The sequence below is a fragment of the Streptomyces sp. NPDC051555 genome (genome assembly GCF_044454405.1).
Classification (GTDB): domain Bacteria; phylum Actinomycetota; class Actinomycetes; order Streptomycetales; family Streptomycetaceae; genus Streptomyces.
The window spans coordinates 203,283-217,376 of record NZ_JBITDP010000013.1 but is presented as its reverse complement, the minus strand read 5'-3'; the positions used below and the strand labels follow the sequence as shown (position 1 = coordinate 217,376).

Annotated in this window: 11 protein-coding genes, 1 rRNA gene and 1 pseudogene; 8 read left to right on the top strand and 5 right to left on the bottom strand. The window is 68.9% G+C overall.

Annotation, left to right across the window (positions count from 1 at the left end; translation table 11 throughout):
- The 3 genes from ACIBEA_RS25850 (at position 1) to ACIBEA_RS25840 (ending at position 2,828) form a co-directional block, all read left to right on the top strand.
- Entirely contained in the window at positions 1-1,395 is a 1,395-nt protein-coding gene (locus ACIBEA_RS25850) for a hypothetical protein (protein WP_399264749.1), read from the top strand.
- Positions 1,396-1,455: 60 nt separating this feature from the next.
- Positions 1,456-2,193: a class I SAM-dependent methyltransferase gene (locus tag ACIBEA_RS25845; protein ID WP_399264747.1), complete on the top strand. Its 738-nt coding sequence runs from the start codon at positions 1,456-1,458 to the stop codon at positions 2,191-2,193.
- A gap of 113 nt (positions 2,194-2,306) precedes the next feature.
- Positions 2,307-2,828 (top strand): ATP-binding protein, encoded by a 522-nt coding sequence (locus ACIBEA_RS25840; protein WP_399264745.1) that lies wholly within the window; start codon positions 2,307-2,309, stop codon positions 2,826-2,828.
- Positions 2,829-2,918: 90 nt separating this feature from the next.
- On the opposite strand, the gene ACIBEA_RS25835 is transcribed toward ACIBEA_RS25840, so the two are convergent.
- A complete protein-coding gene (locus ACIBEA_RS25835; protein ID WP_399264743.1) occupies positions 2,919-3,581 on the bottom strand; it encodes an HAD-IA family hydrolase in 663 nt (220 codons plus the stop codon).
- 399 nt (positions 3,582-3,980) lie between these two features.
- Between ACIBEA_RS25835 and ACIBEA_RS25830 the strand changes: the two genes are divergently transcribed.
- Together ACIBEA_RS25830 and ACIBEA_RS25825 are read left to right on the top strand one after the other, a co-directional pair.
- Positions 3,981-4,811 carry a DUF6192 family protein gene (locus ACIBEA_RS25830; protein ID WP_399264741.1) on the top strand — a complete coding sequence of 277 codons (831 nt, stop codon included), beginning with the start codon at positions 3,981-3,983 and terminating at the stop codon, positions 4,809-4,811.
- The gene (locus ACIBEA_RS25825) at positions 4,808-5,248 is read left to right on the top strand and encodes a hypothetical protein (RefSeq protein WP_327305441.1); all 441 of its coding nucleotides are present in this window, start codon (positions 4,808-4,810) and stop codon (positions 5,246-5,248) included. Before ACIBEA_RS25830 ends, ACIBEA_RS25825 begins: the two co-directional genes overlap by 4 nt.
- A gap of 276 nt (positions 5,249-5,524) precedes the next feature.
- Here ACIBEA_RS25825 and ACIBEA_RS25820 read toward each other — a convergent pair whose 3' ends face one another.
- Positions 5,525-6,502, bottom strand: coding sequence for a BsuBI/PstI family type II restriction endonuclease (locus ACIBEA_RS25820; protein ID WP_399264739.1), 978 nt, complete (start codon positions 6,500-6,502; stop codon positions 5,525-5,527).
- Positions 6,499-7,959, bottom strand: coding sequence for an Eco57I restriction-modification methylase domain-containing protein (locus ACIBEA_RS25815; protein ID WP_399264737.1), 1,461 nt, complete (start codon positions 7,957-7,959; stop codon positions 6,499-6,501). The genes ACIBEA_RS25820 and ACIBEA_RS25815 overlap by 4 nt, the downstream gene beginning before the upstream one ends.
- Positions 7,960-8,074: 115 nt before the next feature.
- Between ACIBEA_RS25815 and ACIBEA_RS25810 the strand changes: the two are divergent.
- The 3 genes and pseudogenes from ACIBEA_RS25810 to ACIBEA_RS25800 all read left to right on the top strand — a co-directional run.
- Positions 8,075-8,502: pseudogene (locus ACIBEA_RS25810) on the top strand (DNA translocase FtsK); the annotation flags it as partial.
- 176 nt (positions 8,503-8,678) lie between these two features.
- Positions 8,679-8,795, top strand: a 5S ribosomal RNA gene (gene rrf, locus ACIBEA_RS25805).
- Between the two features lie 510 nt (positions 8,796-9,305).
- Complete coding sequence (locus ACIBEA_RS25800) at positions 9,306-10,229, top strand: exonuclease domain-containing protein (RefSeq protein WP_399264735.1); 924 nt, start codon at positions 9,306-9,308, stop codon at positions 10,227-10,229.
- Positions 10,230-10,529: 300 nt separating this feature from the next.
- Here the strand turns inward: ACIBEA_RS25800 and ACIBEA_RS25795 are convergent, their stop codons facing one another.
- The gene (locus tag ACIBEA_RS25795; RefSeq protein ID WP_399264733.1) at positions 10,530-13,112 is read right to left on the bottom strand and encodes an ABC transporter permease; all 2,583 of its coding nucleotides are present in this window, start codon (positions 13,110-13,112) and stop codon (positions 10,530-10,532) included.
- Positions 13,113-13,193: 81 nt separating this feature from the next.
- On the bottom strand, positions 13,194-13,979 hold the full coding sequence (locus ACIBEA_RS25790) for an ABC transporter ATP-binding protein (RefSeq protein WP_399264731.1): 786 nt from the start codon (positions 13,977-13,979) through the stop codon (positions 13,194-13,196).
- Positions 13,980-14,094 lie beyond the last annotated feature (115 nt).

Below are 14,094 nucleotides of genomic sequence, written 5' to 3'. Positions count from 1 at the left end.
ATGGACTTCCTCGATGCCTACCACCTGTGGGCCGATGCCCACGCCTTCTACGGCAGCGGCCTCATCCCCAGCCCTGCCGACCCCGTCGACCCGCTCGCGGCCCAGTCCGCCGCATGGGACCAGCGCCTCGCGGAGGGCACCCCGAACGGCCACTTGCTGCGCCGCAACGCCCTCTTCGACGCCCTGAGCGGCGAGGACAAGCTGCACCTCCTCCACGTCACCCACGCGCTGGAGGAGATCAACCAGGAGGGCATGCTCTACCCCTCCGGCGGCTGCCTCGTCGGAAGTATCTACTGCGCCCCGCTCACACCCACCGAGCAGGGCTTCCGCATGCACAACCTGGCCTCGTACGTCCTGACCAGGGAGGCGCCGGCCTTCCTGGCCAAGCTCGGCATCACCGACCGCAGGCCCACCCCGCTGATCATCGAGATCGACACGCCACCGGAGTCGTACCGGGGGCTGGCCGGCATCGACTACCTCAGGCTGGGCTTCATCCACCTGCAGATCTACAGCCACCTCGAGTACCTGCTCAGCAAGAACGAGCGGCACCAGCTCCGCGAGACCGTCGTGGCCCGCGTCAAGAACTCCGCCGCCTTCCTCGCCACCGCGGCCACCGTGGCCTACCAGGGCACAGCCATCGCCCCGAAGGCGTTCCTCCAGCAGCTCGACGAGACGATCCCCCGCCTGCCGATCCTCGGCTACCTCTATTTCGAAGCCGTGGCGGAGTACCTGATGCTCCACTCCACGTCGCGCCACACTCGCCGCCTGGCGGAACTGGGGGAGCTGAACAACTGGCTCTACAAAGAGCTGCTGTTCGCCTCGTTCCCTGCTCTGTCCGGCAAGTTCGACCTCGCGAAGTTCCGCCCCCGGCCCGACGAGCTGGCCACGCTCCTCCGCCGTGTCGATCCCGCCATCGACCCCGAGCACGCCGCCACGTACCTCGTCGAGCGCATCAGCCACCTCGTGGCCGCGCGGCTCTTTACCCCCGGCGAGATCCCCGAAGCCTGGCACCACACCCGCTGGGAGTTCGACGCCCTCGCCACCCAGCTCGGCCCGCTCCTGGGCCACCTCATCCACCGGGAGCTGCGGACCTTCGGCCGCTACCCCGACTTCTACTTCTACTTCGACCAGTACAAGGCGCTGCAGGCCTGGAACTACTGGAACCACATGGACATCGTCGCCCCGTTCAACGGCACGATGCCCAAGGGCGAGATCGGCATCAACCCGGCCTACCCCAACCTGGCTTACCGCATCTGGCGCGCCGAGCTGGACGACACCGGCCACCTCCACCCGGCCGAGGAGCTCTCCCTCACCATCGCCCCGCGCCTGGTGGACATCAAGTACACGCTGATGCGCAACAAGCAGTGGACCGCCCCGGCACCCAGCGCCGCATAATCCACCGCCTCACCAACAGCACCACCTCACCCCGCCCCCTTCATGAGCAGGAGTCCTGTCATGAGTACCTCCGGCATGCCCTCGGTCGACCTCCTCGGCGAGCAGATCGCCTCCCTCCTCGACGACCCGGCGACCACCCACGGGCTGGCCCGCGGCCTCCGCGCCGCCGCCCGTGAGATCGAACTCCACCGCTACCACCACACGAGCCGGCGCGCCTGGCCGAACGGCCGGATCGACCACAAGCCCGCCAAGGTCCAGATCGGCGGCGGCGCCCACCGGATCGACGGCTTCTTCAACATCGACGCCGTCCCGCCGGCCGACCTTCTCTGGGACGTCCGCGAGGGCATCCCCCTGCACGACAACACCGCCCGGACGCTGTTCTCCGAGCACTTCCTGGAGCACATCGACTACCCCCGCTCGGCCAAGCAGTACGCCATCGAGGCCCACCGCGTCCTCGCGCCCGGCGGCCAGATCATCACGGGCGTCCCCGACGCCGCCTTCGCCCTCAGCCGCTACCCCGGCTCCCTCGACACCTCCGCCGAGATGATCGAGCGCTGGTACGCCAAGCGGAACTGCCTCGGCGACATCAACACCCAGCTCGACCTCGTCAACCTCGTCTTCCGCGACCAGGACGACGACCCCAAGTACACCCAGCACCTGTGGGCCTACGACCACGAGAAGCTCGTCCAGCTCTTCACCGAGGCCGGCTTCACCACCGTCGAGCCGTGGACCTTCGACTCCACCAAGGCCAACCCGAAGCGCCGCTGGGGCAGCGTCTACGTGATCGCGACGAAGTAGCCCGCGAGACCGGCGAGCCCCCGGGAGGCACCCCTCGCGCCGCCCGGAGGCCGCCCCCTCAGCCCACGGCACACCGCCCGCCACCCGGCCACGCCGTCGAGGAAGCCACCCGCATGAGCCAGCCCCTGCCTCCCGTCAGTGATCTCGCGCTCGCAGCCATCCCGAACGCCGCCTTCTGGGCCCGTTGCCACACCGTCGACGTGCTCCGACGATGGCACTTCCCCGACGAGGGCATAGAGGTGGCCCGTCTTCTCGTTTCAGAGCTCACCACCAACGCGATCGAGCACGCACGTCCACTGGGGCCGCCAGACGCCGCACGGCCCGCTCCAGACACGATCCTCCTGCGCCTCTGGCCGACCGAGACGGGCGTCATCCTGCAGGTCGGCGACAACGACCCCCTGCCGCCGACACCACAGGCCCCCAGCGACAGCGCCCTGGGCGGCCGCGGCCTCCTGCTCACCGCCACCATGGCCACCCGCTGGGGCTACCACCCCCGCCGTCCACAGCCTGGCAAGTTCGTCTGGGCAGAGGTACCGGCCCGGCCTACGGCCACCCTCGGCGAACCGTCTGGCAGCCGACCGCATACGACCCCACTCTTGCTGGGGCAGGTCTTGACCGCGCTTCGGGAGCTCTAGCAAGTCAGCCATGGCAGCAACGTACTGGTCCGTATTGAGGTTGGACCTGTGTGGTGGGAGCGGTACCCCTTGATTATCCGGAAGTTGGGGTCACGCGGCGAGTACCGCACTGACCCCCAGGAGGGCCTCAAGCTCCGCAACGGCCTCGTCCTCACGGATGGCGTGGACGGTGGTGATTCCCAGCTCGGCGGCCGGCGGAAGGTTCACGGCGTGGTCGTCCACGAACACGCACTGCTCGGCGGGCAGGCCGATGCGGTCTAGGGTCAGCCGGTAGATCTCCGGATCGGGTTTGGCCATGCCGACCAGCTCGGAGACGACGTGCAAATCGCACAGGTCCCAGATTCCGACGTGCTCGTACGGGTTGAATGGGTCCAGGCCGAAGCTGTTGGACAACAGAGCGACTCGATGACCAGCCGCCCGTGCCGCACGGGCGAGGGCAGCCATCCGACGAGCTGCGGGCACTCTGGCCCACGCCCGGCCCATCAGGTTCGCCGGGTCCACGTGCGCACCCAGCAAAGCGGCAGTGCCCTCATTCCACTCCGCCTGCCCCATCTCCCCGACCTCCAGGGCCGCGTACAGGCGCCGGCCCTCTGGGTGGTCGTTGAGGGTGCTGCGCCACGCCTCCGGGGCCAGCCCTTCCGACACGCACCAGGCACGGTGGACAGCGAGAGGGCTGGCTGTGAGCACCCCGGCGAAGTCGAGGATCAGGCCGAGCTGTTCCTGTCGGTCGGCGGTGTCAGTGCTGTACGCCATCCAGTGACCGTCCCCTCGGCGCGATTGGTCTCACAGGGGACGCTACCGCGCACCCCGGACACGCGGAGGACGCGGCAAGGCCCGCAGACGTGCGCGGGTCTCATCCGGTTGCTCCCCCGAAGCCGCGGTACCAAGCTTCCCCTCTTTGCGCCGAGAAGCGCGCCTCCCGGCGGGTGCTGTCGAGCAGGACGCTGCCGACGGCACAGTCAGGTCTCGTGGGCGCGGCTTTGGCCGCCTGGGGCGTTCTCCTGCACCTGGCTTCATTGACAAGCACGGGAGCCCTGCATGCCTGCCCTAGAGGTCCCAACTGGATTCACCCGCGACGAGTGGACGACGTACGTCCACCGTGCCCGTCGGATCGTACGCACCAAGAGCACGAGCAACTTCGAACTCGGGGACATGCTCAACGAGATGCTGGATGGTCGTCCGCGCGGTGGCGGGGAGATCGGCCACATCATGTCGCTCTTCGCCAAGCAGATCAGGGTGAAGGAGAGCACCCTCGTGACCTACCGCTGGGTCGCCCGCGCCTGGCCGGCCGACGAGCGCAGGGCGGACGTTCCCTGGAGCGTGCATCAGCGGCTGGGCGCCGTTCCTGACCGGTTCCAGCTTCTCCGTCAGGAGCCTTCAGACGACCTGGACCCGAACGAGCGCGGTGTCTGGCACTCCGACGCCGCGCGCCGTGCCAGGCACTCTCTGCCCGAAAACCCGGCCACAGCAGGCGAGCGCATCGAGACGGCGAAGCGGCTGCTCCGTGACACGAGTGAGGCAGCCGAGGCCATCACGCAGCTCGCCGATCGGACGGAAGTGCTCAAGCAGGCTGTCGAGGATCCACGTTTCCGGCGCGCCGTCCGAGATGCCAATCGCGACCGCGCGCACAGGCTGGAGGCGGGAACTGAACTGCCGCGCACCCCTGGTGACCTGGGCACGACACAGCAGGACCACGGCGTCCCCGGTACGTTGTCGAGCCCCACCGTCAACTATCGCGAGACGCCGTCCGCAGTGCTCAGGATCCTGGGCCAGTGCACCAGCTTCTGCGTGTCCATGCAGAATGCCGTCGTGCTGGCCCAAGAGGAGTTGCTGACCACTGAGGAAGAGGAAGCCGTCCTCGACAGCATCAAGAAGGTCCGGGCGGTCTGCGACTGGTGTGAGCACGTCGTCACCACCGGCCAGACCGACATGGACGACGAACTCGCCCGGCTCCTCGGTGGCGGGGAAGGGGATCAGCTGTGAACTCCCGACGCAGGTCGCCGTCCGATCTCGGCCTCGAACTGTGGGACCTCGTCAAGGAGGCCGGCGAAGACGGTATGCCGCGAGAGGCCGCTCTTGACCACATGACCCCCAGCCAGTTCGAAGTCGCCAAGGTCTGGGACCGGGACAACATGTGCGAGAAGGAGCACGAGTGCTTCCTCTACGTACTCGGGCAGTACCTCATCACCCGCGACCCCCAGATGTCCGTCCTCGCCCTCAATCGCGAGATCGAACTGCTCTACCGGCGCGCCGTCCGACTGCACCGCAGCTCCATAGCCCCGCTCGGCGAGAGCGGCCGACAAAGCCCACAGCTCCGGGTGGCACACACCGCACTGGCTGGCATGATCGAGGCCGCCGCGCCGCTGCGGCACGCCGGCTTCTCGGCTGACGTCGTGGTCCGCCACGGCTCAGGGGCCTGAGCTGGCTCGGGGCCCGAGGCTGAGGGCGGTCCACGGGCGGGGAAGCTAGACGACGACTCCAGACAAGCGTCTCACCGCGGACAAGGCCAACCCGTCCTACACCTGCTGCTGAGCGGCATACCTATGCACCTCGGACCGGCTGAGGTGCATAGGCCGGCAGTCATGTCCGCCGGCTCCCCGAGACTCTGTTGAAGGAGGAGCTGTTTGCGCCACTGACCGCTGGGTTGTCCTCGCGTGCATCGGACAGGTCACGACCGTGGCCTGGGGTTCGCCCAGTCAGAGCGCGAGCTTGAAAGGCCCCTCATAGGGGCCGAGGAACCGCGAGCCGTTCAGGTGGATCAGGTGATCAGGCGCGTCAGCCACCCAGGCTTCGGTCTCCCATGCGAGGTCGGCCAGCCACTTGCGCATCGTGGCGCGGTCCGGGAAGCAGTTCACGAACACCAGCCCCGCTTTGTCCGTCGCGAAGAGTTTCTTAAGGTGCTCACGCCGTCCGAAGTCGATCGGTCCGTGAGAAGTGACGGCCTCCATCAAGAAGAGCCAACCGCGCTTCTCGTCATAGACCACGAGGTCCGGGTTCTTGCCGTGCTCGTCGAAGGTCAGCCCGAGACGTGCGAAGGCGTCGTCATGGCGGATGTCGTAGCGGTGATCCTTGGCGTCCCCCAGATAGAGCAACTGTCCGCCGCGGGCGAAGCGAGGGCAGAACTCCTCGACCATGTCCCGGATCAGGGGGTTCTGGCCACCAGGAGAGAGTCGGAACACAGAACCGTCGGGCAGCTTGACTGGGATCATCTGCATGTCGCGGGTGGCCTTGTAAGCGGCCTGCTGGGTGGGAGCTTCGGCTATCCAGGCGTCGAGGGCGCCTTGGAACCCTTGGGTGCCGAAGAGACGCACTACGGACAGAGCGGCCGGAGCGATCCGGTAATTGTTCTTGGAGGAGTTGACCGCGCGCCCTTCGGGGGCGTCGGAGTTGTGCTCGGCGAACCCCGCGTCGACAAACTGGTGGAGCGTCTGCTTGCGGAAGGTCTCACGCGAGTTCGGGGCGTACGTTTTACCCCACTTCTCCGCAATGACGCCCATGATTTCTGTGACGCCGAGACGCTGGTTGGTCGCCGCGTCCCACGGCTCGCCAGGTTCCAGGCCGAGCAGCGCGAGAGCTGTCAGGGCGGACCTGCTATTGCAGCGGACCTTGTCGAAGCCGAAGGCTTGCAGGAGGACGCCGGCGTTTTCGACGGATGCTTCTAAGGTGCTGGTCACTCTGCGGAGCCTACGACAGGGGGGAACAAGTCAGCTACGAGGGCGTCGAGCTTCGCCTGTTCTGGGAGCCATTCCGGCGCGTTCTCCGCCAGGCGCACCAAGTCGTCACGGGAGGGGAAGGGGAGTGTCTTGACGTCCCCGGCGTTGACCTGAGTGTGCCCGGAGAAGGTGCGGAAGATCGCGTCGAGCGTCGAGGAGTTCAGCCAGAGCATCAGCCCGTGCGCGAGCTGAGGGTCGATAGGCCCCTTCTTCTCGTGCAGGTAGTTGGTCTTGTTGTCCAGGGCAACCGGGCCGTCATGCTTCCAGACGCCAGCGACCACGCGCCGCTTCTCCTCCTTCGCAGAGAAGCGCTTGATGACGACGTAGTGCCCTTCGGGCAGCAGCAGCTTGCGGGCGGCCTCGGTGCTGGGCAAGAAGCCCTGCGGCTTTTTCGTGGGGCGCTGTGGCCACTCGATCTCTCCACCGCGCACGTTGGCCTGGTAGATCATCGGCACGACACCGTCGGCACCGAGGTCTTCGGTCAAGTGTTCGCGGTTGCGGAAGTCGACGACCTTGCCCGTGCTGACGCCCAAGCCCAGGTCGGCCAGGGTGAACGAGACGGCCGACGGCACGATGGCGGAGTCGTCGAAGCGGACGAACTGCTCGCTATCCCCGGGCAGGACCACCGCGTCGAACGGGACGGTGCGGCGCAGCGGGGCGTCGTGGTGCGCAATCGAGGCCGACAGGACGACCTGTCGCTGCTGGTCACCCCGCGTGCCAGCCACGATGACGTTTTCCTGGAGAACGCCAGTGTCGGCGAAGACCGTGTTGCGGCTCTCGAAGACGTGTAGGAGGTCGAGGCTGGTGCGGTCGAGCATCCACTGACGAAAGGCTCGGTGGTATGTGCCGTTGGCCCAGGAGCGGGGCACGATGATCGAGATCTGGCCGCCGGGTGCGAGGGTAGCTGTGGCCCTGGCCCAGAAGGCCGTGTAGATGTTGCTGGCATCGACCAGGTGGTGCGCAGTGCGCGTACGGTGCAGGCTGCCTGCGGCGAGCTTTCCATAGGGTGGATTGGCGACGACGAGGTCGAACGGCCCGTCGATGAGTGCGTCATCGTCGATGAGGTAGTCGCCCTGCACGAGCTCGAACGCGGTGCCGTAGGTTGCCTTGCATTCCTCGAGTGTGGCCCGCAGGTAAGGCATGACCTGCGGGTCGGTCTCCACAGCAACGACATGAACATTCAGGTCAGGGCGCTCTTCGTGCAGCCGGGTCACCAGTGCGGCGGTTAGCGAGCCGACGCCGGCACCAGGATCCAAAACGCGCACGGTATTGCTCAGGGCGCCTAGACGAGGCATCGAGGCGATCAGGCCGGCGGCTGGGGCAGGGGTAAAGAACTGCCCCAGGGCGGCCTGGGTCCGAGGGTCAAGGACACTGAGCGCCTCCACCCGTCGTGCCTCGGTGTTCTCGATCAGTTTCACGTCCGCGATCCTCTCACGGGGCACCCCCGTGAAGCCGTTTGATGGAGATACATACTAAGCCCGCCATTCCCTGGCAACCTCGAGAGGCAATTACTGAAGCGCGAGAGAGCCCATGGCGCCCGGGAACCGTGTGTCATTCGTTGATCACCGACTCTCGGTGGACATGGTGACCGATCTGATCAAGGCGAATGTGCTCTCGCGGATGGCCTTCGCCGTCTCCTCCCTCGCCGACAGCCGGGCGAACCTGGACCAGCCGGGCGCCGAGAAGCTGGTCGACAAGGGGGGCAGGCTGGTCCTGCCGGTGGGGCGAACAAGCCGGTCCACCTACAGAGCGCCTTCGTGGCCGGGACCTGCTGTGCCGGGCGGCCGAGCTGGCGTCTCGACGCAGGTCGGGTCCACCTCGGTGCTTCAGCGCAAGGCCGGGCGGCTGATGGGCCTCATGGAGTCCCAGGGGTTCGTCGGACCGATCGAGGGGGCGAAGGCGCGCGACGCGCTGCTGAAGGCGACGAGCTGGTCATGGTGCTCGCCGCCATTCGGGGGAAAAGACCATGTGGTGAGGCGAGGCTGGCGTCACCAGATCCTTGGAGTGCCTCTCACGCCCGCCACTGTCGGTTCCGTGAGCCGATGGTCCGACAACCGCCACAGAGGCGCCATCAGCGGCATGTAAGATGTCGCCTAGGCAAAGGGAAGCTGCTCTGAGTAGCTACCTGCCAAAACACTTCGGTGGTCATAGCGTTGGGGAAACGCCCGGTTACATTCCGAACCCGGAAGCTAAGCCCGATAGCGCCGATGGTACTGCAGGGGGGACCCTGTGGGAGAGTAGGACACCGCCGGTTTCTTCATATAGCTAGACCCCGCAGCATGCTGCGGGGTCTAGCTATATGTGGTGCCGGGATGCGGGGGCCGGGCGGGTACTGGTTGCCACGGCCGTCGCGCAGAGCCCGGACAGCTGCCTCACGGACGGCCTCCAAGGGCTTCGCGCCGGTCGCCGGTTGCCGGCAGTCCGGGACGTCACCTGGAAATCGGTGCCCTGGGAGCCCTCGCCGAGGTGCCGGTACATCGTCTCGCTGGGCCAGGCCACCTGGCCTGAAGCCGCCAGACCTGCCTCCGCCGTCGAGCGCGACAGCTTCCGCGTGGCGCCCTAATTGTCCACGGTCGTGATCACGATCAAGAAGTCAGCCATGAGGGCAACGTACCCGCTTCCGCCGTGGATCCAGTTCAGATCCGGCAAAGCCGTGGAGGCGAGTGCGTGGCAGCCCCTGGGTCCTCCCGGGAGGCGAATTCAGCCTGGGTACCGGCGACTTTTGACCCTGGTGTCTCGTAAGCCTCCCCACGAGACTTCAACCATGTCTTCCTGGGTAGCGATCGATTTCGAGACGGCGAACGAGCACCGCGGCAGCCCGTGCTCCGTCGGCATGACAGCAGTTGACGGTCACACCGTCACCGGCACCTGGAGCACGCTGATACAGCCGCCCAAAGGGCTCGGCTACTTCAACCCGTACAACGTCCGGGTCCACGGCATCACGGCAGGCGATGTAGCGACCGCACCCGCCTGGAAGGCCGCGCTCGCCGAGATCGTCGCGTTCGCCGACGGGCGCCCCCTGGTCGCGCACAATGCCGGCTTCGACTTCAGCGTCATCCGCGCCGCCTGCGATGCCGAAAGCATCGCCTGGCCGGAACTCCGGTACACCTGCTCGCAGGTCGTCGCCCGCCGGACCTGGCAGCTGCTGTCCTACGGGCTGCCCCACTGCATGGACGCCGCCGGCCACGCCTTCACCGATCACCACCAGGCGGAAGCCGACTCCCGCGCATCTGCCGAGATCATGCTCGCGGCGATGCGCGAGTCCGGCACGACGACGCTCGACGAGCTGCTCGACAAGCACCAGATCCGCTGGGGTTCCATGACCGCCGACGGCCAGTGGCGCGGCAGCCAGTACCAAGGCTCTGGGCGCCGTGACCGCTTGCCCGTTCCCGGGGCCAACCCCGATGCCGATCCCGACGGAGCCTTGTACGGGCTGACCGTGTGCCTCACCGGCACGCTCACCTCGATGGAGCGGGCCGAGGCCTTCACCCGCCTCGCGGAGGTCGGAGCCCAGCCGACGAAGACCATGACCAAGAAGACGGACCTCCTGGTCTCCGCGACGCAGACTCAGCTGAAGCCGGGAGACACCCTGAGCGGCAAGCTGAAGAGCGCGCAGGCCCTGCTCGAAGCCGGCCAGGCCATCGAGGTCGTGGACGAGGACGAGTTCCTCCGCCGTCTCGGGGCCTGACCGGCCCCTGCGGGCGCCAAGAGCCCAGGTCACCAGGGTCAGATGCGTGAGCGATGCGTGAGCGGACGCGACGGGAAGGCGGGGTCTGGAGTGGACGCAGCAGCACGGCGCATCCGTCTGACCAGGAACTTCTGGACTCCACCGAACTGAGCGGGAGGGCCCGGCATGATCTTGCCGGGACTTTTAATCCGTTGGTTGTCGGTTCGAGTCCGACATGGCCTACAGCTCACAGAGCGCCCCACCTGGTTTCGGCCAGGTGGGGCGCTCGTTCGTTTCCGGGGCGGGCCGCGGGGGTGTCGGCTACTGCTCCGTCATCGCCGCCGGGATGTCGACGCGGGAGGCCCTGCGGGCGGGCCAGAGCGAGGCGAGCAGTGCGCCCGTCATGGCGATGAGCACGCCGAGCGCGAGGCGACCCCAGGGGATGACCAGGGCGTAGCCCGCGACGTTCTCCTGGAGGGTGTGCCCGAGCGCCCAGCCGAGGAAGACGCCGAGGACGGTGCCGACCGAGGCGCCGAGCGCGCCGAGGACGAGGGCCTCCAGGCGGATCATCCGGGCCACCCCCGGGCGGTCCACGCCGAGGGCGCGCAGCGTGCCGATCTCCCTACGCCGTTCGAGTACGGACATGGCGAGCGTGTTGGCGATGCCGAGGGCCGCGATCGCCAGGGCCATGCTGAGCAGCGCGTAGAAGACGTTGAGCTGCTGGCCGATGCCGCCGCTCTCGCGGGTCTGGAGGTCCGCCGCGTCGAGGACGGCCAGGGCGGGGTTGTCGCCGAGGGCGCGGGTGACCTTGCCGAGCGCGGCCCGGTCGGCTCCGCCGTCGGTGGCGATCAGGATGCCGTCGGTGTGCGGGGTGGGGTCGTAGCGGGCGACCAGGGAGTCGGGGGCGGTGATGCTCGGCAGCAGCTTGCTCTGCTCGTCCGCACGGTAGATCGCGCCGATGGTGACGGAGCCGCGCTGGGTTCCCGCGTCCTGCTTGCCACCGGGAGCACCGGCGTCCTGCTGGGGCTTCGGTCGTTCCAGGGGGAGGCTCTGGCCGACGTGCCAGCCCTCCTTCGCCGCCTTGAAGTCGGCCACGGCGATCTGGCCCTTGGCCAGGGAGTCCAGGGAGCCCTCGACCATGTCGTAGCGCAGCAGCCGCCCGATGGTGGCCGGGTCGACGCCGGTCAGTACGGACGGGGCGCCCGCCAGCCGGTACTGGGTGGACTGGTTGAGCGGGCTGAAAGCGAGCCCGGGCACCTTGGCGAGCGGCGCCGCGGTGGTGGGGGTCAGCTGCGCGCCGCCTTCGGCGGGCTGCACCAGGTAGTCGGCGGCGAAGTCGTGGGTGGTCGCCCGGTCGAGGTACTGGGCGGCGGAGGCCCCGAGGACGGACAGGCCGGAGGCGAGGGTGAGGGCGATGGCGAGCGCGGCCGCGGTGGCTCCGGTACGCCGGGGGTCGCGCACGGTGTTGCGGGCGGCGAGGTCGCCGTACACCGGGTGGAGCCGGGTCAGCAGCGGCCGTAGGAGGGCGACGAACGGGCGCGACAGCAGCGGGATGAAGCCGATCGCCCCGGCCAGGGTGAGGGCCGCGCCGCAGCCGATGACGAGCCGGTTGTCCTCCGCCGTGCTGAGGGCGCCGTAGATCACGGCGACGGTGCCGGTGAGCGCGAGCGCGGCGCTGAGGCCGGTGCGCAGGGAGGCGGTGCGGGCGGGCGCCGCGGGCTCGGCCGCGCTGAGCGCGGCGACGGGCGGGATGGCCATGGCACGGCGGATCGGCAGCCAGGCGGAGACCATCGGCAGGGCGGTGCCGACCAGTAGGGCCACGATCACGGTCGTCGGGGTGAGGACCAGCGGGGCGGCCGGCGCTCCGTCGGTGGCGAAGGCGCTCTGGAGCACCAGGGCGACCCCCGTGCCCAGGGCGATGCCCGCCGCGGAGGCGAGCGCGCCGACGAGCAGGGTCTCGGTCAGCAGGATGCGGCGCACCTGCTGGCGCGAGGCGCCGACGGCCCGCATCAGGGCCAGCTCCCTGGTGCGCCGGGCGACCAACATGGTGAAGGTGTTGGAGATGAGGAAGGTGGCGACGAAGAGGGAGACCGCGGCGAAGCCCAGCAGGATCTGGCTCATGGTGTCGCTCTCGCCGGTGGCGAGGTTGGTCCGGATCCGGGCGAGCTGGGCTCCGGTGACCGCGCCGAGGCCCTGCGGCAGCTTCGCCTCGACCCGGCCGAGCAGCTGCTGGGCGCTCGTGCCGGGCGCGGCGGTCAGCGCGACGCTCTCGAAGCGGCCGCTCTGGAGGAAGAGCCGCTGGGCGGTGGCGTCGGTGAACAGCGTCAGGCTGTCGCCGGTGGAGGTCTCGGGCCCGTCGGCGCGGAAGATCCCGCTGAGGGTGTAACTCGCGGCGCCCTCGTTCGTACCGACGCGGACGGTGTCGCCGACGCGGAAGCCGCCCTTCGCGGCGGTCTTCTCGTCGAGGGCGATCCGGTCGTCGCGGGTCGGGCCGGAGCCCTGGGTGAAGCGGTAGGCGGGGTCCTTCCCGTCCGGGCCCGGAGTGAAGTTGCCGGCCTTGTGCTCCACGCCGCTGCCGAGCAGACGGCCGCTGCGGTCGGCGACGGCGGCGAAGCCGTCCACCCGGCCCGAGGCCGTGCCGACGCCCTCGATCCTGGCCAGGGCGGCCACGGTCGCGGCGTCGACGCCCGCCCGCGGTCCGCCGCCCGCGCGGGTGTCGTGGGCGGAGACGCTGACGTCGACGCCTCGGAAGGCGTCGGTCACCCGGGCGGTGGCGGCGCGGTTCAGGCTGTCGCCGTAGACGAGGCTTCCGGTGATGAAGGTGACGCCGAGCATGACCGCGAAGGCGGTCATCACCAGGCGGGCCTTGTGCGCGAACACGTTGCGCAGAGCGGTTCGGAACATGGGGTGCGGGTCCTGTGAGGGGTGCGGGCTCGGCGGATGCGAGCGGGCGGACGGGCGGGCGGCCGGTACGGTTCCGGGCGGTCAGCCGGCGGCGTGCGCGCGGGTGTCGAACGCCTTCATCCGGTCCAGGACCCGCTCCGGGGTGGGCCGCGCCATCTCGTCGACGAGGCGGCCGTCCGCGAGGAAGAGCACCCGGTCCGCGTAGCCCGCGGCGATCGGGTCGTGGGTGACCATGACCACGGTCTGGCCCAGCTCGCGCACCGAATCCCGCAGGAAGCCGAGGACCTCGGCCCCGGCCCGCGAGTCGAGGTTGCCGGTGGGCTCGTCGCCGAAGACGATCGCGGGGCGGGAGACCAGCGCCCGGGCCACCGCGACGCGCTGCTGCTGACCGCCGGAGAGCTCGCCGGGCCGGTGGCCGAGGCGCTGGGCGAGGCCGACCATGGCGACGACCCGGTCCAGCCAGGCCCGGTCGGGCCGCCGGCCCGCGACGGTCAGCGGCAGCGTGATGTTCTCCAACGCGGTCAGCGTGGGCAGCAGGTTGAACGCCTGGAAGATGAACCCGACCCGGTCGCGGCGCAGTTGGGTGAGCTGGCGGTCGTTCAGCGCGCCCAGTTCGGTGGTCCCGATGCGCACGGATCCCGAGCTGAAGGAGTCGAGCCCGGCGGCGCAGTGCATCAGGGTCGACTTGCCGCAGCCGGAGGGACCCATGATCGCGGTGAACTCGCCCTCCCGGAAGGAGACGCTGACCCGGTCCAGGGCGACGACGCGGGTGTCGCCGCTGCCGTAGACCTTGGTCAGGTCCGTGGTGGCGGCCGCCGTCCCGGGACTCACGTGCGGTGCGTACGGGGCAAGGGGATCGACGGTCACGAAGGACTCCTCTACGGGCGCGGACGGTGCACTCCGAAGGGTGTCCGGGGAACGTATCGGCCGCCCGGTCCGTCGTGTATCGGCCGGCGCTCCGGCGCGTACCGGTCGTGTAGGG